Genomic DNA, 26,478 nt, shown 5'->3' on the forward strand with positions numbered 1-26,478 from the left:
CAATTAGTTGGCTGAATCGTCTTTAATTGTGTAGCCATTCCATTCTAAATTCTTTTTGATTTCATCTAAAGAAAGACCGATTAATTTAGCCCCTTGTCTAATTGTGGTTGTACGTCCAATGGAATTTAACATCACTGGGTTTTTCAAAGGTTTGAAACCTAATTCAACTAACAAATCAATGACTTCAGGATTTGTCTTCACAACTTCATAGACTACTTGATTTAGATCTATTTCTTGCTTCAAATCGTTTTCTCCCTCTCATTTCGTTAATAATTGCTCATGTTTACTTTAATTTTTTTATGCTTGTTTTATTTTGTAAATAAGTTAGGATTTCCAAGAAGGAATCAACAAGGTAAATACCTAGTGCGATTGCACCGGCGGTTAAAATTGCTTGAACAAAGCTCATCGCTGCCAGATCGACATCATTATTAATGAAATGGAAGGCAGTCCGATACATTGCAGACCCAGGCACTAAGGGAAAGAAGGCTGGAATATAAAAGATAGTGACAGGTGCTTTGTAGTGTCGAGCGGATGCCTGTCCTAAAATTGCAATTAATAAACTGGCGAAAAATGTCGCTAAGACAGCACCGATACGATCAAGAGTTAGTAGGTAAATAACATAACCAGCAGCACCAGGAATCCCAGTTTTAAAGATTAAAGACTTAGGTGCTTCAACAGTGATGGCTGCTGTGATTGTGGCCACATAGGCACCAAGCACTTGAATAATGAAGCCCATCTTAGAACACCACCCTTGCTAAATACAAGCCTAATGCGACCCCTAAGGCTAAACTCAAGGCGACCACTAAGGCATCTGCAATTCTGGCAACACCCGAGTTATAATCGCCTTTTAACATGTCACGAATTGCATTGGTAAAAGCTGTTCCAGGATATAAAGGCATCAAAGCTGCAATGATAATGACATCACTGGATAAATCGTAGGGAATCGATTGAATGATACTTGTAATGACAAAGGCAGTAATGGACGTAGAAAAAATACCATAGACAAACTCGTTCATACCAATCTGTTCTTTACCGATTCTAGATAGCGCAACGATAATACCAGCGATGACTGAAATGAGTGTCTCCCAAATGTTGCCACCAAGTAGAACTGTAAAGGCGACCACCAATAAAATGGTAGCCATATCCATACTGTAGACCGTATATTCTTCTTCATCGACAACCATGAGACGATTGCGAGCTTCTTCAAGGGTGATTTCATTTGTTGTTAGCTGACGCGAAATGTTATTAACGCGGTAAATTTTTCTCAAATGATTCCCTCTTTCACTCACACGGCGAACTAGAGTGATCGGTTCGACATCAGGTGAGGTATCATCTAAGGTGATGAATAAACCGGTGGTATAGGCAATCACTTCTGTAATATTTAAACCGCTTGTTTGCAATATTCGCCGAGTTGTATCTTCGACACGATAGCTCTCAGCATGAGACTCCAGCATAATTCTGCCAGCCAAGGCAGCGACTTCAGCTGTTTTTTTATATTCTCTCTTCAATTTAACACCTCAAATTGCATTATTTTCTAGTTGGGTTAGTTGCAAACTAATGGTAACATAATAGAGTACTTAGGACTAATGATTTTTAACTAAACCATTGTCAAGACAGCTGATTCAAGCAGAAAAAGATGACCTATAATAGAGAAGTCCAGAAAGTTAATTTAAACCGTTCCTGTCTTTTATTAATCAAGATGACTATGAAAGAATTAAAATAAATGCTCAAGTTATAAAAAAAATGTTCAGAGTCTTTACTCTGGATAAACCGTTGACTTTAACTTATCGTTTGTATAATAACAAGTATTCTAAACAAATATTTATCTTTTAAGAAAGGACATTAAGGATGATTATTTCAAAAATCGAAAGACAGAAGAAAGATAAGCAACGTTATTCACTATTCGTTGATGATCAGTTTTTATTAGGAATTGATGAAGCAGTATTAATTCATTTTTCCTTGCATAAAGGTCAAGAGGTATCAGAAGAATTACTGGCAGAAATAAGAGAAGCTGAATATCATCAGAAAGTCTATTCTAAAGCGATTCACTATATATCTTATGGTTTACGTACCATTAAAGAAATGCGGGATTATCTAGCCAAAATACCGGCTTTAAATGAAGAAGAATTACGCTCAGAAATCGGAAAAGAAGGTTCGGGAGAAGTCGCAACAATCGATGACTCACTCATTAGTGATATTATTGAACGTTTGCTAGGTCAACAATATTTAAATGACTTAGTTTATGGTCAAAGTTATGTGAGAACGAGTGCTTTAATTAATCGTAAAGGCCCCTCGACCATTTATCAAGAGTTGATTCGAAAAGGCTTAACGGAACAAGAAATACTGCAAGCTTTAGAAGAATATCCAATGGATCAACAGAACGAAAACATTCAGCATCTAGCACAGAAATATATTCGTACCAAAAAGAATGTGCCATTTAAGATGTTGAAGAATAAATTGTTTGAACATTTACTGATTAAGGGATTTGATAGTGATCTAATTAAACAAGAAATGGACCAATTAGACTTTGATTATTCGCAGGATCATCAAGACGATTTATTAAATAAAACAGCAGAAAAATTAGTGAGAACTCGCCAGAAAAAATATTCGGGCTATGATTTACGTAATAAAGTAAAAGAAGGCCTGTACCGTAAAGGTTTTGATTTTGAAGCTATTAATTATTGGCTGGAAGATCACGCTGAATTGTGGGAGAAGTCAGGTAAATAAGCAAGTTAGACTAGAAAGAGTGAATATTTTGACGTATATACAAGGAGACCCAGCACTGTATCCTATTGACTGGTCACCAGACAAAATTCAAGAATTTAAACAAACCTTATTAAGTTGGTATGATGCGACTAAACGTGACTTACCATGGCGTAATACCAATGATCCTTATAAAATTTGGGTAAGTGAAATTATGTTGCAACAAACACAAGTAATCACGGTCATTCCATATTATGAACGCTTTATTGAGACTTTACCAACTATTCAAGACTTAGCGCAAGCGGATGAGGACGTATTATTAAGTCTCTGGCAAGGGTTAGGTTACTACTCACGTGTCCGTAATATGCAAGTTGCTGCTAAACAAGTTATGGAAAACTTCCATGGCGAAATGCCACGTACTATGAAAGAATTATTGACTTTAAAAGGAATCGGACCTTATACAGCAGCTGCAATCGGAAGTATCGCCTTTGGTTTAGTTGAACCAGCGATTGATGGTAACTTGATGCGAGTCACTGCACGACTATTTGAATTAGAAGCTGACATTGCGCAAGTAAAATCACGCAAGTTGTTTGCGGCAATTCTCTATCAATTAATCGATTCAAACAGACCTGGAGATTTTAATCAAGCTTTGATGGATTTAGGTGCAACAATTATGACGCCAGCTAATCTAACTCCAGAAGCGAATCCTTTAAAAGCATTTGATCAATCTTATCAAAATGGGACGGCTCATCTTTATCCAGTAAAAAAGAAAAAAACGAAAGCGACTCAACATCAATTGTTGGCCTATATCGTACAGAACAGCCAAGGAGATTGGCTTGTGCGTAAGCATGAAGAGGGCGAATTGTTGACGGGCTTATGGCATTTTCCAATGATTGAACAAACTCTTGTGATGGAAGCTGCTTCGGCTGAAGAACTAGTCGAACCTTTTAAAGATTGGTGGAGTGAGCAATTAGACGCAACTGATGTGGAAAAAACGATTGATTTAGAAGAAACAGGGTTTGCAATTAACCAGCAACTGATGCCTTTTGGAGATGTCGAAGGTACAACACTTCTACCTACCGTCAAGCATGTATTCAGTCATCGAATTTGGCATTTACAATTGGTCCCCATTATTATGACAGGTATTGAAACATTGCCTTTTGATTCTGAATTGATGCGTTGGCAAAAGCCAAAGGAAATCCGCGATTTACCAGTTTCAACACTGCAACAAAAATTACTACTAGCTTTAGAAAATTATTTATGAGGAAATGGTACTTATCAAAAAAATATAAGAGGTTGAGTTATGAAAAGACTACTAAAGTATTTCAAAGATTATCGATTATCGAGTTTCTTTGGTCCCTTCTTCAAGCTAATCGAAGCATTACTTGAACTAACAGTCCCGATGTTTGTGGCTATCATCATAGATGAGGCAATTCCTTCAGGAGAAGTGAGCCAAATTTTACGTTATATTGCGATTATGTTTGGTGTTGGCCTTACTGGCTTTGTGTTCTCCATTACGGCTCAGTATCATTCCGCACGAGCTGCGATTGGAATCACACGCAATATAGGCAACGACCTATTCAAGCATATTATGCATTTACCCAAAGCTGAACGCGATGATTTGACACCAGCTAGTTTGGTAACGCGCATGACCAGTGATTTATTTCAAATTCAATCGGCCATTAATATTTTCTTCCGTTTATTCTTAAGGTCGCCTTTTATCGTATTAGGTTCTTTAATTATGGCCATGCAAATCGATTTAAGAATGACAGGTTATTTTGTGGCAATGATTTTGTTATTGACAATCGTTGTTGGTGGTTCTATTTATATTACAACGCCAATTCATTCGAAAATCCGTCGAGAATTGGACCGTTTGGTGACTTTAACGCGTGAACAAATTCAAGGTATCCGCGTGATACGTGCTTTTAGACAAGAAGAAAGAGAACAAGCTCAATTTCAAACCCAAAACGATGTGTTAACTAGCGATCAAATTAGAGTTGGGAAGCTATCAAACTTTACGAACCCCTTAACTTATGTCGTTGTTAATAGTGTGTTGATATTAGTCATTTGGCAAGGGGGTCACTTTGTTAATGAAGGAACCTTGCAACAAGGACAACTAGTCGCTCTCGTAAACTATTTATTGGCGATTTTAATTGAATTGGTCAAAATAGCGATGTTTGTCTTACAGATTAACCGCGGTTTGACGAGTGCCAATCGAGTGGTTGATGTTTTAGAGCGTTCGGTAGAATCGCCAAGCTTTGACAATCCGATTCTTACAGCTTCAGACATTAAAAACAATCCAGATGTTAAAGCCACAAAGGAGAGCTCAGTCGTCTTTAATGATGTTTCATTTAAGTATCCCGATGCAGCTGAAGCCTCTTTACAAGGAGTCAATGTGAGCTTCTCTCAAGGTGAATTTATCGGTATAACAGGCAGTACTGGTTCGGGTAAGTCTACTTTACTAAGTTTATTGACTAAAACGTACGACCCAACTAAAGGACAAGTGAGTTTTAATCCTGATCAATTTGCTACGACCAGTCGACAGTCCATTCGTAAGCAAATTAGTGTGGTGCCACAATCAGCTACTTTGTTTCAAGGGACCATTCGTTCAAACTTACTTCAAGCTCACCCAACAGCGAGCGATGACGAATTATGGCAGGCTTTAGACGATGCTCAAGCTAGTGACTTTGTCAAGGCAAAACAAGGTGGATTGGATGCAGTAGTGGAAGCGTTTGGTCGCAACTTCTCAGGAGGTCAACGCCAACGTCTAACGATTGCACGTGCGTTAATTAAACCTGCCAAAATTTTAGTGCTGGATGCAGCAACTTCAGCCTTAGATTATGTGACAGAAGCAAACTTTCAGAAAGTGTTGCGTGAAAAATATCAAGAAATGACGATAATCATGGTGTCTGAAAGAACGCACAGTATTAAAGAAGCAGACCGAATTATTGTGCTTGATCAAGGACGTCAAATCGGTGCAGCCAGTCATGGCGATTTATTAGAAAGCAATCCAGTTTATCGCGAGATTCATGAATCTCAACAAGTATTGGAGGTGAACTAAGATGTCACAAGTAACGAAAAAAAGTGAGACGCTCTTAAGGCTTGTCAAACAATTAATCACTAAAAAACATCTGTTAGTCATTGCAATTATTGGAGCAATTATTCAAGTAGCATTGACGGTTTACTTGCCGGTTTTGATTGGGAATGCTATTAACCAGGTACTAGCTGAAGGTCAAGTTGATTTTTTTCAGTTAGAACCTATCTTATGGCGAATGGCGATTATCATTGCATTGAATGCCTTTATTCAATGGCTGAATCCATTGTTATATAATAAAGTAACTTACGAAACGGTAAGAGACTTAAGACAAGCAGTCATTAATAAGATACACAAGGTACCATTAAATTATATCGATACTAAGTCGACGGGGGACTTGGTGAGTCGTATTTCAACAGATGCTGAGCAACTGAGTGATGGAATTAATATGATTTTCAGTCAGTTTTTAGTCGGAGTACTGACTATTTTAGTAACCATTATAACGATGGGGCAGTTGGATTTATTAATGATGGGGCTAGTGGTTTGTTTAACGCCACTATCTTTGTTATTTGCTCGATTTATTGCGAATCGAAGTTATAAATACTTCCAACAACAGACAGTGACTCGCGGAGTTCAAAGTCAAGTAGTTGAAGAAAGTGTTCAACAAGGTGAGTTAATTCGTTTATTTAATACGCAAGATAGGATGATTGATACATTTAAAGTGGCGAATGATACTTATATGGAAAACTCGCAAAAGGCTATTTTTTATTCTTCGATCAGTCCACCCACGACTCGTTTTGTGAACGCGATGATTTATGCTGTGATTACTTTTGTAGGAGCCGTTAGAATTTTAAATGGAAACTTTAGCGTAGGGGAACTCACGACCTTCTTGAATTATGCGAATCAATACACGAAGCCATTCAACGATATTTCAAGTGTACTATCTGAATTACAAAGTGCATTGGCTTGTGCGGATCGCTTGTTTGATATTATCGATCAACCAGATGAAGCTGAGACTGGCAAGGCAATAGTTAATGAGGAGGCAATTGAAGGGAAAATTAATTTCAATCGCGCCTCTTTCCGCTATGTCGCCGATCGTCCATTAATTGAAGACTTAACGCTTTCAGTTAAACCAGGTATGAGAGTAGCGATTGTGGGGCCAACTGGAGCAGGTAAATCGACTTTAATTAATTTACTGATGCGTTTTTACGATTTAACGCAAGGGCAAATCTTAATTGATGATCAGCCGATTACGGACTTTACGCGTGAATCAGTTCGTGGACAGTTTGGTATGGTTTTACAAGAAACCTGGTTGAAAACAGGCACGATTCATACGAATATTGCTTATGGTTATCCAAATGCAACGCGTGAATTAGTCATAGAAGCTGCTAAAGCCGCACACGCGGATTACTTTATCCGTCAACTACCACAAGGATATGACACTACAGTAACGGATGGTGGAGACTCCTTAGCTCAAGGTCAAAGGCAATTACTAGCTATCGCAAGAATTTTTGTTAGGATTCCCCATATGTTGATTTTAGATGAAGCCACTTCATCGATTGATACAAGAACTGAGATTTTAATTCAAGAAGCCTTTAATCGTTTGATGGAAGGGCGTACGAGCTTTGTCATTGCGCATCGTCTATCAACGATTCAGACATCAGACTTAATTTTAGTGATGGATGCCGGTCAAATTATTGAGCAAGGTAACCACCATGAACTGATGCAGATGAAAGGTTTCTATTACACCATGCAACAAACAAGACAGTCAGCTGAGTAACCTTATGAACAAACGATAACTACACAAAAGCTCGTGTACTCTCAAAAAGATGAGGTACGCGAGCTTTTATTATGGTTAGTTAAGGTTCAACCGTTTTAAACCCTTGCTGGAACAAAGCTTGTTCTAATTGGCCAAAACTTATGACACCATTCGTGAAGTTAGCCAAATTTGGTTCATCTGCTAATTCATGGGCATTCATTTCTTCAAACACTAGTTGCTGAGTGGTTACGACCGAATTGTCTAAGATTTCAGTTTCCATCGTGACCCCTGAAAAACCTTCAAACTGGGCTTCAGCCGTTTGGGCAAAGTGAACCATTTCGTCATATTGCTCATCTTCAAATTGAATGTTCGTAATGGCTGTATAGTGAATCAGTTTATTGGCTTGATGCTCAATGGCTAATTCCACCGTAAGTGTATCTTGTTCTAAAATGTAATGACTTTCCTTTAATTGACGAGCATTCCAAAGTGTATAAAGTGCTGTGAGTGTGATTAGTGCAAGGAAGAGATAAATGATTTTTTTCATGTAATACCTCCGATCATATTTTATTAAACTTATTTTTTTATTATCCTATGAATACTTAGTGACTTCAAGTGCAATATCTGATGTTAAAAGACTTGCAAAATCGACACATCTCAGAAAATCTATGATATAATGACAAAGTATGAGTTATCGGTCATTAAATTGACTATATCGTAAACACACAAACAGAAAGAGGGTCGGGTGATGAAACAACCTAAAGAAGGTGAATTCATCACTATTAAAAGTTATAAACATGACGGTTCTTTACATCGAACATGGCGTGATACAATGGTTTTAAAAACCAGTGATCAATCCATTATTGGCTGTAATGACCATACTTTAGTAACTGAGTCTGATGGACGTCGATGGGTTACACGCGAAGCGGCGCTTTTGTATTATCATAAGCATTATTGGTTCAATATTGTGGCCATGATCCGTAAACGAGGTGTGACTTATTATTGTAACTTGGCTTCTCCCTATCTAATTGATAATGAGGCGCTAAAATATATCGATTATGACTTAGATATTAAGGTCTTTCCTGATGGTGAAAAACGTTTGCTTGACTTAGATGAATATGAAATTCATGGTCGGAGATACCAGTATCCTCCAGAAATTGACCGCATTCTTAAATATAATATCCAAGAACTTGTTCATTGGATTGAAGAGAAGAAAGGTCCTTTTTCTCCGGAATTTATCGATATTTGGTATGAAAGATATTGTCAACTTACTCACAGTAAAAATCAACCAATAACTAAATAGTAGTGAATTCGCTGTTTGTAATATCTAGTAAAGGTATTCAGGTTATCGAGTAACAAGTATAAATACTAGTGAGTTCGCGGTAAGGAGATTAAGGTTGGATAAGGGAGAGAAATGGGACCCTCATTTAACCTATCGTCCATTTACTGTGACGAGCTAGTGGAAGTAGTGAGCATTACCAGATTATTGTTTTGAAACTAAGCTGATTAAGATTAGCATGCGTTTAAAATGATTTTTACGGTAATGCTCGCTTTTTTTTGTATATTAGATTTGAATAGTGAATCAACGTATTAGGAAGTGATAAAAATGAAGCGGATAAACAAAGAAATGACTCGCGAAGTAAACAACAAACAAACAGAGATAAAAGAATTATTAAAGCAATATGGACACGATTCTTTGATTATGGCTATGCGAAATTATGGAGGGCCATTGGGTGCTTTATATACCGCACAGCGGACTGAGTTTCGTTTATGGGCGCCTTTTGCCTCACAAGTCGAAGTTATCATATTTGATGGTTATTATGGCAGACCTATTAAGAGTATTAAAATGAATCGCAGTGAAGATTTCAAGTACTTTTACAAAGTCCTTGAAGGCGATCAACACGGTTTAACTTATCGTTACCGTTTAACTTTCCTTGATATGACTGTGACTGAATCAGTCGATCCATACTCAAAAGCCGTAACAGTCAATGGTCAACGCTCAGTAGTTGTTGATTTAAGCCAAACGAATCCAGAAGGTTGGGGTGAAAGAATGCCCGCCTTTCCATCTGCAAGTGAAGCCGTCATTTATGAGATGCATATTCGAGACTTTACGGTTGCTAGCAATAGTGGAATCCAACATAAAGGAAAGTTCTTAGGCGTAGCCGAACCAGGAAGGATTAATCCAAACGGATCGAGTACAGGCATTGACTACTTAAAAGAACTGGGTGTCACTCATGTGGAGTTGCTACCAATTTTTGACTTCCAGACGGTTGATGAGACAAATGAGAAACCTAAACAGTACAATTGGGGCTATGACCCGTTGAACTTCAATGCACCGGAAGGTTCTTATGCGACGGATCCTTATGATCCATTCTGTCGTATTATTGAATTGAAAAAAATGATTCAGTCATTACATGATGCGGGTATCCGCGTCATAATGGACGTTGTCTTTAATCATGTCTACGAAGTAGAATCGCATAGTTTTCATAAAACTGTACCAGGTTATTTCTTCCGTTACAATGAAAAAGGAGAATTTACCTCTGGAACAGGAGTAGGAAACGACACAGCATCTGAACGATTTATGATGCGTAAATATATTATTGATAGTGTGAAATATTGGACGGAAGAATACCATATCGATGGCTATCGATTTGATTTGATGGGTATCCATGATATTACGACAATGAACAGTATTCGTGCGATGTTAGATGAAATAGATCCATCTATTTTACTATTTGGTGAAGGCTGGGATTTATATACTCCGCTAAGCCATCATGAAGTAGCTAACCACAATAATGCCGCTTTCATGCCAAGAATTGGTCAATTTAACGATGGGCTAAGAGAGGCATTGAAAGGCAACGACTTTGATGCTAGTGCTAGAGGGTTTATCAATGGTGCTTGGCACATGGAAAGTAAATTAGCTCGTAACTTTATGGGCGGGGTAGATTTTGGTACTTATAATGACCCTTTACAATTAATTCAATATGTTGAAGCACATGATAATTACACACTATACGATCGCTTAATTAAAGCGGACCCTTATTTGGATGAAGAAACGATTGTTCGTCGTCACGAGTTGGCATCAAGTATTATCTTATTATCACAAGGAGTGCCATTTATTCATTCTGGACAAGAATTTCTACGTAGTAAACAAGGCGTTCGCGACAGTTATAATAAACCAGATAATATCAATCAAATTGATTGGTTACGCCGTGATAAGTTCGCTCATTCAGTAGAGTTAATTAAAGGGTTAATTAATTTACGTAAAAGTGAACCTTTATTTAGACTACCTACTTATGAAGCAATTCGTGAAAGTATGAGTGTCATCAGGCAAGACTATCAGATACTATCCTTTGAATATCGTTGTCCTGAGTATAAGTTATATGTGGTGTTTAGCGCACAGAACAACGTTTTGAATTATCGTTTACCTAAAGGGAATTACATCGTTAAATTGGCAAATGGGCAAGTGAATCTTTCAGATGATGTGATGACTGGTGAAATTGAATCTTATCCTGTTGAACGGTATACTGCCTTAGTATTGAAAAAATTAACGAACAAATAATATGTCTCAATACCGCCTCCTAAGCTTTTACGCTAAGGGGGTTTTTATTTTTATAAAAATAGTTTTGACATCGAGAAAAAATTAGTGTATTTTTAAATAGCTTTTAGAAAATATATTAAAACGGAGGCAAGATGTTTGAAGAAGGATAGCGCCAGGCCTTAATTAATTAAGGTGACGAGGATTGGGTTTATCGAAGAGTTCGGCGGATGACCCAAGGTTGTGCAGTCTAAAGAATTTGTTTAAAAATCGCATGAAAGTGTGCAACAAAGACAAATTCAGCACCTAGAAGCTAAAATATAATAGCGAAAAGAGGAAGACTGACATGTGTGGAATTGTTGGGTTTATTGGGCATGGAAATGTTCAAGATGTATTGATGAATGGTTTAGAGAAATTAGAATACCGAGGTTATGACTCGGCAGGGATTTATTTAGCAGAGGGTGGGCAGACAGGACATTTATTTAAAGAAGTCGGTCGAATTGCTAATTTAAAGGAAACCGTTGACTTTGACTTACCAGCAGTAGTAGGAATTGGTCATACGCGTTGGGCAACTCATGGGATGGCGACAAAAGCGAATGCTCATCCTCATCAATCAATGAATCAAAGATATTCATTGGTTCATAATGGAGTCATTGAAAACTATCAAGCACTTAAAACAGAGTACTTAAAGAATATCCAATTAAACTCAGAAACAGATACAGAAATCGTTGTGGCTTTAATTGAATGGTTCGCCAATAATGAAAGCTTATCAACTAAAGATGCATTTAAACGTACACTAGAAGTGATTGAAGGAAGTTATGCATTAGGTTTAATCGACAAAGAAAGCCCTGAAGTTTTATATGCGGCTAAAAATAAAAGTCCTTTATTAATCGGTTTAGGGCAAGATTTTAATGTGATTGTATCGGATGCAATGGCGACGATTGATGTAACTAATGAATATTTGGAAATTAAGGATAAAGAGCTGATAACTTTAACAAAAGATGCAGTAACGATTGAGAAATTTACCGGAGAAGTGGTGCAACGTGAGAGCTATATAGCAGAATTGGATGCAAGTGACTTAGAAAAAGGTACTTATCCTTTTTATATGTTAAAAGAAATTGATGAGCAACCAACAGTATTGCGTCGCCTGATTCAATCTTATCAAGATGAACAAGGACAAGCAGTTTTTGAAGCAGATTTATTGAAAGCTGTCTCAGCGGCAGACCGTATTTATATCATTGCTTGTGGTACGAGTTATAATGCTGGTTGGATTGGACGTTCGCTATTAGAAAAAATCGCCCATATTCCTACCGAAGTTCATTTAGCAAGCGAATTTGCTTATGAGTTACCATTGTTAAGTCAGCAGCCATTGTTTATATTCTTAACTCAAAGTGGAGAAACTGCAGATAGTCGCCAAGCCTTAGTGAAAGTGAATGAGCTAGGTTTACCTTCTCTAACGATTACTAATGTTAAAGGATCCACCTTATCACGTGAAGCAAGTTATACATTGTTGTTACATGCAGGACCTGAGATTGCGGTGGCTTCCACTAAAGCTTATACTGCCCAGATTACTGTTATGGCATTATTAGCTGACGCCATTCGAGCAAGTAAAGGAATCGAAGCAAGCTTTAATATGGAAAGAGAATTGAGTTTAGTAGCTTCTGTTATGGAATCGATCTTAGCTGAGAAAGCAGCAATCCAAACTTGGGTTGAAGATAGCCTAATGGAAACTCGTAATGCTTTTTATATCGGACGAACGTTAGACTATTATGTTTCGATGGAAGCAGCATTAAAGTTAAAAGAAATATCTTATATTCAAACAGAATCTTTCGCAGCTGGCGAATTAAAACACGGCACAATCGCCTTGATTGAAGAGGGAACACCTGTCATTGCATTGATTACAGAAGAAATTGTTGGAGCTCACACTCGAGGAAATGTGGAGGAAGTTAGAGCACGCGGGGCGAATGCGATTGTCATTAGTATGCAAGAGGTAGCACGAGTTGATGATCAATTCGTAATACCTACTGTTACGACAGCACTGGCACCTCTTGTGATGGTTGTTGTTACACAGTTATTGGCTTATTACACAGCTCTTGGTCGCGGTTTAGACGTCGATAAACCAAGAAACTTAGCTAAAAGTGTCACTGTTGAATAATAGCTAGACTCATTTTCTAGAAATCATAAAGAACCGACCATTTGCTCAATGCAAGTGGTCGGTTCTTTTATGATTGTTAATCACAGGTGAGAGTAAGACGTGCAAATGGTGTGTGATTTAGACTAGCTTTCAGCTCAGTTCAGTTCAGTTAGGATGGCTGCGATCGAAAGCCAAGCCTTTCCACATTAACCTTAGACTATCTAGCCAGATTACAAGGGACTTCAGTCAGTAATGGTTAAAGATTGCTTATGAATTTACTCGATCAGCACTATGGTAGATAGAACCTACGTATTGATTATAAGCAAAGCCAGACTCAATCGCAGCCGTTACAAAGTCTTTAGCTTTATATATAGCCTCCTTGACTGTTAAGCCATTGGCCAAGCCAGCGGTAATAGCAGCGGCAAAGGTACAGCCTGCACCATGAGTATATCCGTGGTGTATTATACCAGAGGTAAGTAGTTCGAATTCTTTTCCATCGTAATAAACATCAATCGCTTGGTTTTCATCGAGTGATTTCCCCCCCTTTATTACCACATGCTTAGCCCCTGACTGATGGATGATTACAGCTGCTGCTTTAATGTCCTCAATCGTTTTAAGTGGAGGCATTTGAGCAAGTACAGCTGCTTCAAATAAATTGGGCGTCACCACATCCGCTAAGGGGACTAAGTCCTCGCGTAAAGCATCAGCCGTTTCAGGATTCAAGACTTCGTCCTCGCCTTTACAAACCAATACTGGATCAATAACGACATTGTCCAACTGATGGTCACGAATTGTTCGCGAGACGAGTTTAACTAAATTAACCGTCCCAATCATGCCAGTTTTTACAGCCGCGAGTGGTTTATCGCTGGCTAAAACAGTCGTGAGTTGTTGTTGAACGACTGATAACTCAATCGGAAATACATGATGAGTCCAGCCGTTTTCTGGATCCATTGAAACAAGCGTAGTCACCGCTACTTGTCCAAAACATCCGTATTCTGTAAAAGTTTTTAAATCAGCCGCTAACCCAGCGCCTCCTGAAGAATCATTACCGGCAATCGTTAATGTGCGTTTTATATCAGTCATCATTCGTACTCCTTATATCAAATTTACTCATCTATACTAGCACGAAAATGAAATGAGTGAAAGCATTCAAATCCGTTAGTTTGATAAAAAAACATGCTGCCATCTTTATTCTAGCGGCAACATGTTCGGATCGTTTTTATTTGTTTTTAGATAAAAAAGGTTGAATGTCGAGAACGGTTTCCACGATTCCGGTAAAGTTTCCAGCCAAATCGTAGGTCGCTTGATACAAGATATAGATGTATTCATTATTGGCTGTTGGATACCACAATTCTTCGAAGTGGCGCTGACGCTCCCGGAAAGATTGAATTAACTCCTTAATCGTTGGCCACAAATAAGGTGGGTGGCATAATTCCAAATCACGTTTCACTTGAGCTGGCGTTCTAACAAAGATCATGTCTTTATAAGGCACGATATTATTGAAGTATTGAAAAATATCTTGATCATCAACAAAAGTAATTTCAAACGGGACAGCATTCATTAAACGTGTTAATTGCTGCAAAGTTAAAGCACCATTGCGTAAATGAATCGGGCACTCTTGATCAATGGCCGCATTAAGATCCGGAGGCATGTTTTTGTTTTCCCAAGTTAAGGTTAAATCGCCCTCAGCAAATTTCAACTTACGTGAGTCCAAATTGACGGCCTCTGATTGTGGGAGGGGAGGGGCACTTGCTTTCGTCTGGTTATTTTCGAAGGCTTGAAAGTCCGAGACAAAGACATCATGTGAATGATAAGCTTCTACCGGTGTCAATTCACGTTTCACGCGCGTATTCACTCGGTCAAAATAATCTAAGCGCATTGCCAATTCGATATAACCTTCGTAATTTCCTTTAATATCGAAAAGAGGAATAATATCTAACTTAACCATGCCGTGTGGGCCTTGATACCTGACAGTTTGCTTGTCAGCAGCTGTTTTAGCTGATTTAAATTGTTCAACCCACTGCAACATCTGATCTTTTAGTGAACGTTGATAAATTGTTTCAACTGAACGACCAAGTGTATTGTAATCCCGACTATAAAAGTGACGCTTCGGCCATGCGTCATTAAAGTTGCTGAAAATCACTAAATCATTTGCATTAACTACCGTTAACTCAATGGGTAAATAATCCAAGACAAGATTTATTTGATCACGGTTTAAGTAACCATCGCCGACCTTCAGTTCAGTCGAACGGTTTAAAAGGTTTGGATTAGTCAATTGAGGACGAGAATCAGGTTCAAAGGTTACCGTTAAATAGCCACCATCAATTGCAAGTCGTTTTGTTTCAAGCCTCTTGGCTTCACTCGTAGTCACTGGTAAAGAAACGACTTGCTGGCTTTGAGAAGATACAGTCGTAGCTTTCGAAGCCGCCTTGTCACCAACTAGGTTGCTAACATCACTTGCCTCATCGTCACTAGCATACAAATGCTTGGGTACCCATTCCTCTGACGGACGAATGATCGCGTAACCATAAGCGTCACTTTCCTGAGCGATTTGATACCAATCATCTACAGTCAAAGCCTCAAGGAGAATATTAATTAAAATAGCTTCTTCCTTGAAAATCATTTCATTGAACTCATATTCAAACTCTGCAAAAGCGTTTTTTACCTCAATCATGTCAATCTCTGGAAACTGCTCCATTTTCTGATAGGCGGCCTTAAATTGTTCTCTGATTTCGTCATCCTTGGCCCACATCACTTTCGGCGGGGCATCATGACCGTAATGTTCCATCAATGGGAAAAACAATTTTTCCTTACGCTCATAATGAACGTCAAATTGACCTAGTAAATCAAACTGACGACGTAAACCACGCAACATCCCAGCTTCTAATTCCTCGCTCGCTAAATCACCTAAAACGTTTAATAAATTATTAATGCGCATTAAAGCGGCACGAAAAGCATGGTTCTCATCTTTAAAGACTTGAACAGGGTGCCCAGCTTGATCAGCATCCGGCGTGTCTCCATCCATAACAGCATGTTTAAATAAATTCGCATGAACATTACATAATTTCAGTACATCTTCGAAGGTAATTTCACTATCACCATTCATTAATTGATGTTCCATCATCGAAATTTCAATCGCACTGACACCTGTAAAGTGTTCATTAAATACTTCCTGAACTTCTTCAGGTGGCGTTCCATTATGTAGACGCAGTAAAATCCCTTCAAGAATATCAATTCTTTCTTGCGGTTGTTGGTTAGTTGACATCATTTCATCTCCCAGCACTTAGTCATTAATAAAGCCTTACGTGCCTAAATTTTACCATGATTCGATAGATAATGCTTGTGAAAAAATAAACCACTTATCAAAAGAATCGATATATTTTACAAAATATGATACTAATACTTGCAATGAAAGAAAACACATGTTAAATTATAAAATAATTAGAAAGCAATTAGAAAGAGGCGAGGTTTATGTACACTTCCAACTCAGCAATCATTATTATTATTAAGACCAGGACTTCCAGGGTGTAGAGAAATTCTATATCAGGTAGTCCTATTCGTGATTGATGAATGGGATGTACCATCTGAGGTCTTCCCATTTAGTAGTGGGAAGGCCTTTTTTGTTAGTTTTTAATAAAAAAATTAGGAGAGTGAAGTAAAATGAAATTAGTCAATCTAGTGAATTATGTATTTAAGGAACATCTATCATGGATTGTTGTCTTTACAGCAGCCGCAGCATTATTATTTCCATCAGCCTTTGCCTGGTTAGCCGTATGGGTAACTTTAATGCTTCAGTTTATCATGTTTACAATGGGAGCAACCATGAAGACGTCAGACTTTTCAGAAGTGTTCAAACAACCAGTTCGTGTTTTAGCAGTGGTAGCTACTCAGTATATATTTATGCCTTTATCAGCTTATTTATTAGCGAAATTATTTCAATTACCGGCAGAAGTTGCTTTAGGACTGATTCTTTTAGGTTCAGTACCAGGGGGGACCTCCTCAAATGTGCTTACCTATTTAGCCAAAGGAGACGTAGCATTATCAATTACTGCAACATCAGTTTCAACGCTATTGTCTCCATTATTAACGCCAGTCGTTTTATCTGTATTTGGTGGGGCTTTTATTGAAATTGAATTTTGGTCAATGTTTTTATCAATACTACAAGTGGTTCTTGTACCTATTTTGCTTGGCTTAGTTGCTAATCGATTCTTTGGAACTTATACAGAAAAAATGGAAAGTTACTTACCAACATTTTCATCAATTGCAGTATTACTGGTCTTAGCGGGTACAGTTGCAGTTAACCGTGATAACTTAATTACAACTGGTTGGGTAATCTTCTTAGTTGTTTTCCTACATAATATTTCTGGTTATGGCTCAGGTTACCTAGTCAGTCATCTGTTAGGTTTCTCAAAAGAATCAACACGTGCTATTGCAATCGAGGTCGGGACACAAAACACTGGACTTGCAGCTAGTTTAGGGCTGGCTCATTTTACACCGTTAGCAGCTTTAGCTGGTGCAACGGGTACTATGGTGCATACCTTATTTGGGAGTATCTATGCCAGTTTCTGTGCAAAAAATGATAAGCGTCAAGCACAAGCCCTAGAAAAGAAACACTCACTTGAGAAAACAACGTCAGTTCAAGCAGCTAATTATTAATAGAAAGAGGTAAAAAAGAATGAGATTAAGTCAAGTAGTACGTCCAGGATCAGGTCAATTTATTTGTGATAGAGGTGCTTTAGCTTTATTGGATGAGAAATTAAGCTTATTTAAAGCCCCTGTTATAGTGACAGGCGTAAAATCATACGAGGCATTTTTGAAATATTATCCAGGTAATTTGACTTTGCCAGTCTTTCGCTATGATGGGACCGCATCTAATGAGGATATGGCTAGGCTTGCTGCACAAATGCCAGCTGAAACAGATTGTATATTAGGTATTGGCGGGGGAGCGGCTTTAGATACAGCTAAAGGTACAGCGGAAGTATTGGGAGTAGAAGTTGTCACGGTTCCGACAGTCTTAGGAACTTGTGCTGGGTACACACCATTATCTGCTGTTTACCATCCCGATAAAACCTTTAAATCCGTCCAATACTATGAAAGACCTGTCCATTTATGCTTGATGGATCTTGATTTATTAGTCGAAGCACCTAAACAATATTTAATGGGTGGCATAGGCGATACGCTAGCTAAATGGTATGAAGCCAGAGGCATTACAGAACATGTAGAAAATGATTTGCCAGTCATGGCTGAAGTAGGCTTACAAACGGCCAAAGTGACTCAAGAAGTGCTGCTCAAAGATACCAAGGTAGCTATTGAAAGTCAGGAAAGAAAAGAGGTTACTCCAGCCTTCAAACGAGTTGCCGAGGTAATTGTTGCAGTAGCTGGAACAGTAGGAGGATTTGCAGGTGAATATGGGCGAATGGCGGGTGCTCACGCGGTTCACAATGGCATGTCACTTGTGGAAGAAACCCGTGCGTTTGAGCATGGAGTCAAAGTTGCCTATGGAGTGTTAGTTCAATTGGTTGCGACAAATAAGATGGATGATGTCGCGACTTTACTACCATTCTATCAAGAGAATGGCTTTCCTCATAAATTATCGGATTTCAATGTGACGCAAGCCTTGGACTCAAAAATCCAGCAAGTGGCAGAATTTGCAGCTTCTGATCAAGAATCATTTAACTTAGCATTACCAGGAGTAACAACAGAACAAGTTGTTGCGGCAATGAAGTATTTAGAGAATGTCTAATAAAGCAATTAGAAAAACACGTACTGTCATTTTTTGACAGTACGTGTTTTTATTATATCTAAAGATAGTTTGCTTGCTGAAAAGTGGTGTGATGAATATTAATTTAAGTAATTACTGTAAAGGATCCGTGCTATTTCTTTGATGCTTAATTAAATATGGGTCAACTATATGGTATCCTTGGGCACGATAGCCTTCAATCATACTGGCTAGAGCTTGAGAAGTCCAAGGTAAATCATGCATGAGAATATTTGCACCACTTCTTAGGTACTCATTATTTAAAGAAACATCTGATAGCAACTGTCCATCTTGATATTCTTCCATCCAATCATAGCCAAAATTCCAAGTAATTAATTGCATTCCAAGCTCATTACAGATATTTATTGTATCTAAATCGAACAGACCAAAGGGAGGTCTAAACCAACGAACAGGAGCTCCGTCGGTCACTTCGCTGATTAAATCATTGGTATTCTTTAATTCTTGGTATTGTTCCTCGTAGCTTAAATCACGCATATTCGGATGGTAATAAGAATGATTGCCAAGTTCAAAGCCCATTTCATGAATTTGGCGAGCAATTTGTTTTCCTTCCTCACCCTCCAAATACATTCCATTTACTAAAAAAACAGCGTTCACATCATGAGCTTTTAATGTATGAGCGATGTCTAGAGCATTTGAGTCTGGTAAATTTGGCGCGTCGTCAAAAGTAAAGAGTAGAACATTTTCACTTTGCTTATCATTAATTGGATAGATAGCAGAAGAAATGTCAGGATCATCATGAATATAGTAGGCAAAGCCATCTTCATCTGGTTGGGCATACTGATCGTATTGGGACCAAGCTTGACGTAAACTCCCGTCAGACTCCTGGTTGTCAACCGTTTGAGTTATTAGGTTTTCAGGATGGTTGACGACTTTTACAACAATATTAGATTCAGCTGTTGACATAAGTTCTTCAGTCACTTCTTCATTGGATATTTCTGCAGATGTTGAACTACAAGCTGTTAGAAAAAAGGCAAATAGCAACACCGTGGTTAATTTAATCATAATTCACCTCGAGATTATATTTATCTTTCAATCATATTTATATAACGATAAATGAGATTTGTCAAGACAATCCGTGCGCTCGACTCGTAATTTCCATAATAGTAGAGTAAACTATTCATAGGAGGCGAGGCATAAAATGCAAATCAAAAGAGATAAACAAATTATTAATATAGTAGGGGAACCACTAAAAGTCGGAGACAGTCTAATAGATGTTGAATTACTCGACAGACAACACCAAGTTGTTCACTTATTTGATTACATTGAAGGCTTAACGGTGCTAAGTATTGTACCCGATATTCAGACTAAGACTTGTGATATTCAAACCAATCGATTTGCCAGCTTGGCGAAGGAAAAAAATTATCCTATCCTTACAATTAGTACGAATTCACCTGATGATATCAAACATTGGTGTCAAGCGTCTAATGTAGATATGATTTACTTATCGGATGAAAATCGTCATTTTAGTCAAGCGGCAGGCTTACTGATGGCTGAATATGACAAGTTAGCTAGAACTGTTATGGTAATTGATCAACATAAAGTTATCCAATATATCGAAATTGTTGCCGATATGAGAGATGAACCTGACTATCAAAGTCTTTTGGCTGTAGCAGATAAATTAGCTGTAAATTAAACAAACAGATGCCTTGACAAATTGTTTTTGTTGAGGTATTTTTAATTCACGACATGACACCTAAAGGTGTCGCGTTGATTGGCGAAATGTGGTGAAAAAAATGTTAGCCAAGCAAGATGTATTTATGGCAATCGCAGATCAAAGCCGACGTGAAATATTACAACTTCTTATGAAAAACAAAGAGCTTGCACTTCATGAGTTGATGGTGCATTTTGATATTAGTCGGACAGCAGTCTCAAAACACTTAGCAATTCTTAAGGCGGCTGAATTAGTTGATAGTCGAAAAGTAGGTAGAGAAACTCGCTATCGTTTAAATGCGATGCCGTTAAGAGAAGTTAAGCAGTGGTTAGGTCTGTACGAAGATTTATGGACTGAACGATTAACCACTTTAGCAGATGTATTGAAAAAGAAAGAGGAGGAAAAATGATGTCTGATGTAGTTTTAGATTTTTCGTATGATCATTCAATAGAAGAGGTATGGGCAGCTTTGACAACCCCCGCTATTTTAGAAAAATGGATTATGCCTAATAATTTTAAAGCAGAAGTTGGTTATGCATTTGAATTTAAAGGTGAGGCCAATGAGTATTGGGATGGAATTATTAGAGGAGAAGTTTTAGAGGTCGTAGAACCGAATAAATTGTCATATAAATGGAATAGTGCGGGAGAAACAACAACCATTACATGGACACTCACGACTGAATCTAAAGAAAAAACGGCCTTGCATTTTGAGATGGATGGCTTCAGTGATGAATTAAAACAGTATCCTGGTGCAATCCAAGGTGCAGTGTCAAGTTGGTCAGCCTTTGCACACACATTGAGAAAAGTTCTAGCAAAAGTTTAAATTTAGAATTTCCAAGCAATAAAAGCCATTATATCCCGGATATAATGGCTTTTATTTGGATTAGTCACTAGTTATATAGTAGTGTTTGATATGACGAGTATTGTTAAGTTATTTATAGAAATATAGTAATTTCAGACCTCTTTTATTAAATGGGCAATTTGCCAACTTAAGGTAAGTCATCGCGATAACGTGTAACTGACAGAGCATGTCTGATGTCCAGTAGTGCCTTACGGTTTTGTTTCTCATCATCGTACATAATTGCTGTATAGATGATATCGATAATCGTTAAGTAAACGAGTCTTGAAGTCAAGGTTTCAGATCTAAAGGCTGATTCCTTCGATAAGACGACAAAGGCAGCAGAAGAGAGTTTGACTAGATCAGAACTCGGGTCACCAGTTAAGACAATAATTTTAACGCCATTTTCTAGAAGAATTCTTCCAACTTCAATTGTTTCTTTAGTATTGCCTGAATGCGAGAACAAGATAGCACAATCATCAGGTCCTAATTTCGTCGCGTAGGTTAACTGAATATGATAGTCTTGGGCATATTGACAATGGAATTTAGTCCTTAGGAATTTATGGTAACTATCATAAGCTACTATAGAAGAGGCGCCTTGCCCAAAGAAATTAATCGTTTCAGATGAGTTAATTAGTTCAATGGCGGATTCTAATAATTCTTCATCAAGAGTTGCAATTAAATTTTCAAGTAATTCGATATTTGTATTCACAAGTTTTTGAGCGATCACAAAAGGTGAATCGGATTCACTAATATCTGAGAAGACAATCATTTCATTGCTTCTTTCCTCGAATGTTCTAAAATTTGAAGCGACAGAAATCTTAAAGTTTTGAAAACCTGAGAATCCTATCTTTTTAACAAACTTGAAAATTGTAGCTTCTGACAGCCCAGTTTCTTCTGATAAATTAGCCAAAGTTTTATTTACCACTTCGTTACCTAGATCAATCATATGCTTGGCAATGATTGATTCTGTTTTATTGAGTGATTTTTTGTATGGGTGAATCAATGTTTCTAAATAATTATAAGTCATAATATCCCTCCTTTATATTTAAATGATATTTTACAGATGTTCTACATCTCTATAATAAAAAATAAAATTTACTTTTGCAACCCTTTACAAATAAAAAATATTTGTTACAATGAAATAGAAATAAAAAAAGGAGGTCGTGTAATTGAAAATTGGAGTGGTAGGACTTGGTAAGATGGGTCTGAACATCGCATTAAACTTACTTGATCATAAAGAAGACGTCATGGGCTATGATGTATTTGAAGGAGCGCGTCAGGCAGCAAGTGAGCAACATGTTCCAGTCGCACAGTCACTAGAGGAATTATTAAATAATTTGGATGAACAAAAGGTAGTATTACTAAGTGTTCCTTCAGGTGATATCACGAATGACTTGGTGGCAACTTTAGTTGAGTCATTAACTGAAGGTGACATTATCATCGATGCCGGAAACTCAAACTATAAACATAGTTTAAGCAATTACAACTTGGCAAAAGCCAAAGGCATTGGCTTCTTAGATTGCGGTACATCTGGAGGTATGGAAGGTGCTCGTGAAGGGGCATGTTTAATGATTGGTGGAGATGAAGAGGTTTTCAAGCAAGTTGAGTTTATTTTTGATAATCTAGCAATTGAAAACGGTTATTTGTATACTGGAAAAGCAGGCAGTGGTCATTATCTAAAAATGATTCACAATGGTATCGAATACGGTATGATGCAAGCAATGGGTGAGGGCTTTGATATCTTACATGCTAGTCAATATGACTTCGATTTTGAACAGGTAGCTAGAGTTTGGAATAATGGGTCAGTCATTCGTTCTTGGTTGATGGAATTAGTTGAAAAGAGCTTCGCTGAAGATCCTCAATTAGATGATATCAGAGGTGTCGTAGACGCAAGTGGAGAAGGAAAATGGACAGTACTCGAAGCATTAGAGTTAAATATCCCAGCTCCAGTCATTACTGAATCACTCTATGCAAGAAGTGCATCGAAGATTGATGATAGCTTCTCTGCAAAAGTTGTTGCAACAATGAGAAACCAATTTGGCGGGCATGCTGTAGTTGGAAAGGAAGACTAAGATTATGACTAACGAAAATAAAATTGCAATCGTCAATTCTAGTAGTTTTGGGAAAATATTCCCAGATCATTTAGAAAGATTAAACAAACTTGGAGAAGTTAAAAGCTTTTCAGTAGACAGTGAAATCGACGGTAAGACTTTGGCAGAAACGTTACAAGGTTATAATATTATTATTTCAAGTGTCACACCATTCTTTACTCAAGAATTCTTTGACCATAAAGATGAGTTAAAATTAATTTCTCGTCATGGGATTGGCTACAATAATATTGATTTAGAAGCAGCTAAGGCACATAATACAGTCGTTTCGATTGTTGCGCCATTAGTTGAAAGAGATGCTGTAGCTGAGAATAATGTCACTAACTTATTGAGCGTAATGCGCCAAACGGCACCTGCTGCTCGTCGAGTACTTGACGATAAGTGGGAAGAAAGAGCGCAATTTGTGGGTCACGGCTTGAGTGGTAAGACGGTAGGCGTTATCGGTGTTGGTAACATTGGAAGTCGTGTCGTTGAGATTTTACGTTATGGTTTCCGTTGCGAGGTTCTTGCTTATGATCCATATAAAACAGCTTTGGAAATTGAACAATTTGGTGCTAGAAAAGTTGATGAACTTGATGAAGTGTTAGTTAATTCAGATGTCATTGCTTTATGTGCCAGTTTAAATGAAGGTAACTACCATATGTTATCTGAAGAAGAATTTTCTAAGATGAAGGATAATGTTTACTTATCTAATACCGCACGTGGAGCATTAATTAAAGAAGAAGCTTTAATTGCAGCGCTTGAAAACGGTAAAGTGGCTGGCTTTGCAACAGATGTGCTTGAAGAAGAGCCTGGTCGTGCGAACCATCCGTATTTAGCTTTTGAGAATGTTTTAATGACCCCGCATACATCAGCATATACGATGGAATGTTTAGAGGGAATGGGAGATAAATGCGTGTCCGACTGTGAAGCTATTGTCTTAGGGAAATTACCACATACAGTTGTTCAAGCAGTGAGTCACTACGTCAATTAAGGAGATGTTTTGATGATAGAAGCAATAAACGTCAAGGTAGGGCCTCAGTTTTATCGATATAGTGAAGGCGCGCTTGATTTAATTCCTGAGTTATTGAATGAATTTCAAGCACAGCGTGTCATGGTAGTTCATGGAACTATATCCTGGCAGAAAGCACAAGCCTATTTACCTTCATTACTCAATCATGAAGCTGTTGTTCACTATGAGCAATATAATGGCGAATGTAGTTATAATGAAGGAAATAGAATTGCCACATTGGTAGCAGAAAAAGATATTGATTTTGTTATCGGTGTTGGTGGTGGGAAATTAGCAGATTTAGTATTATATGCAGCGCATTTAGCAAACGTACAATTTGGAGTGATTCCAACGCTAGCAAGTAATTGTGCAGCTTGGACGCCATTATCTGTGATGTATAAGGATAATGGTATGGCCGAAGGCAAATCTGAACATGTTAAACGACAAGCCGCATTTTTACTAATGGAACCAAGGCTTTTAATCGATGCTCCCATTGAATATTTCATTGCGGGTGTCGCTGATACTATGGCTAAGTGGTATGAATCAGATATGATTCTAGAGCAAGAAGAGTTTAGCAAAGAATCATTTCCAATGATGGCTCGACATGCTGCTAGAATGTGTAAGGAAGTTATTCTAGAAGAGTCGACCAAAGCTATCGAGGATATGAAAAATGGTCAAGTGACACCAGAATTTATTCATGTGTCTGAGATCATTGTCGCTGTTGCTGGTTTGGTTGGTGGTTTAGGGGACAAATTCGCACGTAACACAGCAGCTCATGCACTTCATGATGCAATCTCAGCGTACTTACCTGAAGTACACAAGTTTTTACATGGAGAGAAAGTTGCTTATGGTATTTTTTATCAGTTGGCACTAGAAGGAAAATGGTCAGTCATTGATGATTTGATTCCTTTTTACCAACAATTAAATTTACCTATGTCACTCACACAGATGGGGGTCTACCCAATGTCAGAAGCTACGCTTTCAGATATCATTGGGCTAGTCCATAGCAAACAAAAGGTTCATTTACTTCCAATGGAAATAAATGAGGACATTTTGACAAAAGCACTGATTGATTTAGAAAGTTATTTAGATAATAAGGAGGTAATTTAATTGGCTACATTAACAGTATTACAAAGTTTAATCATCGCCCTTTGGGTAGCAGCCGTAATGTCGCGTTCATTTTTAGGGGGAGCAACTCTTACTTTACGTTTTTCACCCTTGATGACAGGTTTAGTTGTCGGAATCGTGATGGGTGACGTCGCACAAGCAATGATCGTTACAGCATCGATTCAACTGATTTATATGGGGGTATTCTCACCAGGTGGGACAATGCCTTCAGAACCATCGATTGCTGCAGCGATTGCAGTATCCGTTGCTCTATTAGGTAACTTAGCTCCTGAAGCAGCAATTGCAGTTGCCGTACCAGTTGGTTTATTGGGATCATATTTATACCAATTCCGTTTCTTCTTAAACACATTTATCGGTAAACGGACAGATACTGCTGTTGAAAACTTAGATCACGCTGGAATTACACGTTCAGTTATCTGGTACCCAACATTAGCTTCATTCCTATTATTCGTCCCATTAGTATTCGTAGCATTATACTGGGGAGCTCCAGTGATTGCTGACGTCATTGCAACACTTGAAGGTACTGTTGTCATTCATATTCTAGAAGTAGTTGGTGGCGGTTTAGCTGCAATTGGTATTGCAACAACTATTTACGTAATTGGACGTAAAGAATACTTGATTTTCTTCTTATTAGCTTATTTCTTGAGTGTTATCTTTGCAAGCTTAGGCGTAACAATGGTTACTTATGCTATCTTAGGAACACTTATTGCTGCAATGTTTGTACTTGCAACATCTCACTCAAACAATACTTCTGCTGCAACAACCGGAAGTGTTGATTATGATGATGACGATGATGACTTCTAATTAGACGAAACGAAA

The 26,478-nt window shown here is 37.9% G+C and carries 24 protein-coding genes; 16 read left to right on the forward strand and 8 right to left on the reverse strand.

What is annotated here, in order from left to right:
- Window positions 1-3: 3 nt before the first annotated feature.
- The 3 genes from ACTQ45_RS00395 to ACTQ45_RS00405 are packed head-to-tail and all read right to left on the reverse strand — an operon-like array spanning window position 4 to window position 1,508.
- Entirely contained in the window at window positions 4-243 is a 240-nt protein-coding gene (locus ACTQ45_RS00395) for a DUF1858 domain-containing protein (protein WP_441750005.1), read from the reverse strand.
- A gap of 40 nt (window positions 244-283) precedes the next feature.
- A complete protein-coding gene (locus ACTQ45_RS00400) occupies window positions 284-736 on the reverse strand; it encodes a threonine/serine exporter family protein (RefSeq protein WP_441750006.1) in 453 nt (150 codons plus the stop codon).
- Window position 737: 1 nt separating this feature from the next.
- Window positions 738-1,508, reverse strand: a complete 771-nt coding sequence (locus ACTQ45_RS00405; RefSeq protein ID WP_441750007.1) for a threonine/serine ThrE exporter family protein — start codon at window positions 1,506-1,508, stop codon at window positions 738-740.
- Window positions 1,509-1,848: 340 nt separating this feature from the next.
- On the opposite strand from ACTQ45_RS00405, the gene ACTQ45_RS00410 reads away from it, so the two are divergent.
- From ACTQ45_RS00410 to ACTQ45_RS00425, 4 genes are read left to right on the forward strand one after another with little or no spacing between them, the layout of a single operon-like run.
- A complete protein-coding gene (locus ACTQ45_RS00410) occupies window positions 1,849-2,727 on the forward strand; it encodes a RecX family transcriptional regulator (RefSeq protein WP_441762627.1) in 879 nt (292 codons plus the stop codon).
- A gap of 28 nt (window positions 2,728-2,755) precedes the next feature.
- Window positions 2,756-3,967 (forward strand): A/G-specific adenine glycosylase, encoded by a 1,212-nt coding sequence (gene mutY / locus ACTQ45_RS00415; RefSeq protein WP_441762628.1) that lies wholly within the window; start codon window positions 2,756-2,758, stop codon window positions 3,965-3,967.
- Between the two features lie 39 nt (window positions 3,968-4,006).
- Window positions 4,007-5,764 carry an ABC transporter ATP-binding protein gene (locus ACTQ45_RS00420; RefSeq protein WP_441750010.1) on the forward strand — a complete coding sequence of 586 codons (1,758 nt, stop codon included), beginning with the start codon at window positions 4,007-4,009 and terminating at the stop codon, window positions 5,762-5,764.
- A gap of 1 nt (window position 5,765) precedes the next feature.
- Window positions 5,766-7,517 carry an ABC transporter ATP-binding protein gene (locus tag ACTQ45_RS00425; protein ID WP_441762629.1) on the forward strand — a complete coding sequence of 584 codons (1,752 nt, stop codon included), beginning with the start codon at window positions 5,766-5,768 and terminating at the stop codon, window positions 7,515-7,517.
- A gap of 79 nt (window positions 7,518-7,596) precedes the next feature.
- Here the strand turns inward: ACTQ45_RS00425 and ACTQ45_RS00430 are convergent, their stop codons facing one another.
- Window positions 7,597-8,040 (reverse strand): DUF1307 domain-containing protein, encoded by a 444-nt coding sequence (locus tag ACTQ45_RS00430; RefSeq protein ID WP_441750012.1) that lies wholly within the window; start codon window positions 8,038-8,040, stop codon window positions 7,597-7,599.
- Window positions 8,041-8,241: 201 nt separating this feature from the next.
- Between ACTQ45_RS00430 and ntdP the strand changes: the two genes are divergently transcribed.
- The 3 genes from ntdP (at window position 8,242) to glmS (ending at window position 13,186) form a co-directional block, all read left to right on the forward strand.
- Window positions 8,242-8,796: a nucleoside tri-diphosphate phosphatase gene (ntdP, locus tag ACTQ45_RS00435; protein WP_441750013.1), complete on the forward strand. Its 555-nt coding sequence runs from the start codon at window positions 8,242-8,244 to the stop codon at window positions 8,794-8,796.
- A gap of 303 nt (window positions 8,797-9,099) precedes the next feature.
- Window positions 9,100-11,055 carry a type I pullulanase gene (pulA, locus tag ACTQ45_RS00440; RefSeq protein ID WP_441762630.1) on the forward strand — a complete coding sequence of 652 codons (1,956 nt, stop codon included), beginning with the start codon at window positions 9,100-9,102 and terminating at the stop codon, window positions 11,053-11,055.
- 322 nt (window positions 11,056-11,377) lie between these two features.
- Window positions 11,378-13,186, forward strand: coding sequence for a glutamine--fructose-6-phosphate transaminase (isomerizing) (glmS, locus tag ACTQ45_RS00445; protein ID WP_441762631.1), 1,809 nt, complete (start codon window positions 11,378-11,380; stop codon window positions 13,184-13,186).
- Window positions 13,187-13,432: 246 nt separating this feature from the next.
- Here the strand turns inward: glmS and thiD are convergent, their stop codons facing one another.
- Complete coding sequence (gene thiD, locus ACTQ45_RS00450) at window positions 13,433-14,248, reverse strand: bifunctional hydroxymethylpyrimidine kinase/phosphomethylpyrimidine kinase (protein WP_441750017.1); 816 nt, start codon at window positions 14,246-14,248, stop codon at window positions 13,433-13,435.
- A 136-nt stretch (window positions 14,249-14,384) separates the two neighbouring features.
- Window positions 14,385-16,430 carry a DUF438 domain-containing protein gene (locus ACTQ45_RS00455; protein ID WP_441762632.1) on the reverse strand — a complete coding sequence of 682 codons (2,046 nt, stop codon included), beginning with the start codon at window positions 16,428-16,430 and terminating at the stop codon, window positions 14,385-14,387.
- Window positions 16,431-16,825: 395 nt separating this feature from the next.
- On the opposite strand from ACTQ45_RS00455, the gene ACTQ45_RS00460 reads away from it, so the two are divergent.
- Entirely contained in the window at window positions 16,826-17,821 is a 996-nt protein-coding gene (locus tag ACTQ45_RS00460) for a bile acid:sodium symporter family protein (protein ID WP_441762633.1), read from the forward strand.
- Window positions 17,822-17,840: 19 nt separating this feature from the next.
- A complete protein-coding gene (locus ACTQ45_RS00465) occupies window positions 17,841-18,908 on the forward strand; it encodes an iron-containing alcohol dehydrogenase family protein (RefSeq protein ID WP_441762634.1) in 1,068 nt (355 codons plus the stop codon).
- 111 nt (window positions 18,909-19,019) lie between these two features.
- On the opposite strand, the gene ACTQ45_RS00470 is transcribed toward ACTQ45_RS00465, so the two are convergent.
- Window positions 19,020-19,946: a polysaccharide deacetylase family protein gene (locus ACTQ45_RS00470; RefSeq protein ID WP_441762635.1), complete on the reverse strand. Its 927-nt coding sequence runs from the start codon at window positions 19,944-19,946 to the stop codon at window positions 19,020-19,022.
- 136 nt (window positions 19,947-20,082) lie between these two features.
- Between ACTQ45_RS00470 and ACTQ45_RS00475 the strand changes: the two genes are divergently transcribed.
- The 3 genes from ACTQ45_RS00475 (at window position 20,083) to ACTQ45_RS00485 (ending at window position 21,417) form a co-directional block, all read left to right on the forward strand.
- Window positions 20,083-20,577 (forward strand): redoxin domain-containing protein, encoded by a 495-nt coding sequence (locus tag ACTQ45_RS00475; protein ID WP_441762636.1) that lies wholly within the window; start codon window positions 20,083-20,085, stop codon window positions 20,575-20,577.
- A 100-nt stretch (window positions 20,578-20,677) separates the two neighbouring features.
- Window positions 20,678-21,004: an ArsR/SmtB family transcription factor gene (locus tag ACTQ45_RS00480; RefSeq protein ID WP_441763010.1), complete on the forward strand. Its 327-nt coding sequence runs from the start codon at window positions 20,678-20,680 to the stop codon at window positions 21,002-21,004.
- Window positions 21,004-21,417, forward strand: a complete 414-nt coding sequence (locus ACTQ45_RS00485; RefSeq protein WP_441762637.1) for an SRPBCC family protein — start codon at window positions 21,004-21,006, stop codon at window positions 21,415-21,417. The genes ACTQ45_RS00480 and ACTQ45_RS00485 overlap by 1 nt, the downstream gene beginning before the upstream one ends.
- 166 nt (window positions 21,418-21,583) lie before the next feature.
- Here the strand turns inward: ACTQ45_RS00485 and ACTQ45_RS00490 are convergent, their stop codons facing one another.
- The gene (locus ACTQ45_RS00490; protein ID WP_441762638.1) at window positions 21,584-22,462 is read right to left on the reverse strand and encodes a MurR/RpiR family transcriptional regulator; all 879 of its coding nucleotides are present in this window, start codon (window positions 22,460-22,462) and stop codon (window positions 21,584-21,586) included.
- Window positions 22,463-22,604: 142 nt separating this feature from the next.
- On the opposite strand from ACTQ45_RS00490, the gene gnd reads away from it, so the two are divergent.
- Genes gnd through ACTQ45_RS00510 form a run of 4 tightly spaced genes read left to right on the forward strand, consistent with a single transcriptional unit; the run spans window position 22,605 to window position 26,463 of the window.
- Window positions 22,605-23,507: a phosphogluconate dehydrogenase (NAD(+)-dependent, decarboxylating) gene (gene gnd / locus ACTQ45_RS00495; RefSeq protein ID WP_441762639.1), complete on the forward strand. Its 903-nt coding sequence runs from the start codon at window positions 22,605-22,607 to the stop codon at window positions 23,505-23,507.
- Between the two features lie 4 nt (window positions 23,508-23,511).
- The gene (locus ACTQ45_RS00500; RefSeq protein ID WP_441762640.1) at window positions 23,512-24,516 is read left to right on the forward strand and encodes a D-isomer specific 2-hydroxyacid dehydrogenase family protein; all 1,005 of its coding nucleotides are present in this window, start codon (window positions 23,512-23,514) and stop codon (window positions 24,514-24,516) included.
- A 12-nt stretch (window positions 24,517-24,528) separates the two neighbouring features.
- Window positions 24,529-25,641, forward strand: a complete 1,113-nt coding sequence (locus tag ACTQ45_RS00505) for an iron-containing alcohol dehydrogenase family protein (protein ID WP_441762641.1) — start codon at window positions 24,529-24,531, stop codon at window positions 25,639-25,641.
- Window positions 25,642-26,463 (forward strand): PTS mannose/fructose/sorbose/N-acetylgalactosamine transporter subunit IIC, encoded by an 822-nt coding sequence (locus ACTQ45_RS00510; protein ID WP_441750032.1) that lies wholly within the window; start codon window positions 25,642-25,644, stop codon window positions 26,461-26,463. It begins immediately after the preceding gene.
- Window positions 26,464-26,478: the final 15 nt, after the last annotated feature.

The organism is Fundicoccus sp. Sow4_D5 (assembly GCF_052116365.1).
Classification (GTDB): domain Bacteria; phylum Bacillota; class Bacilli; order Lactobacillales; family Aerococcaceae; genus Fundicoccus.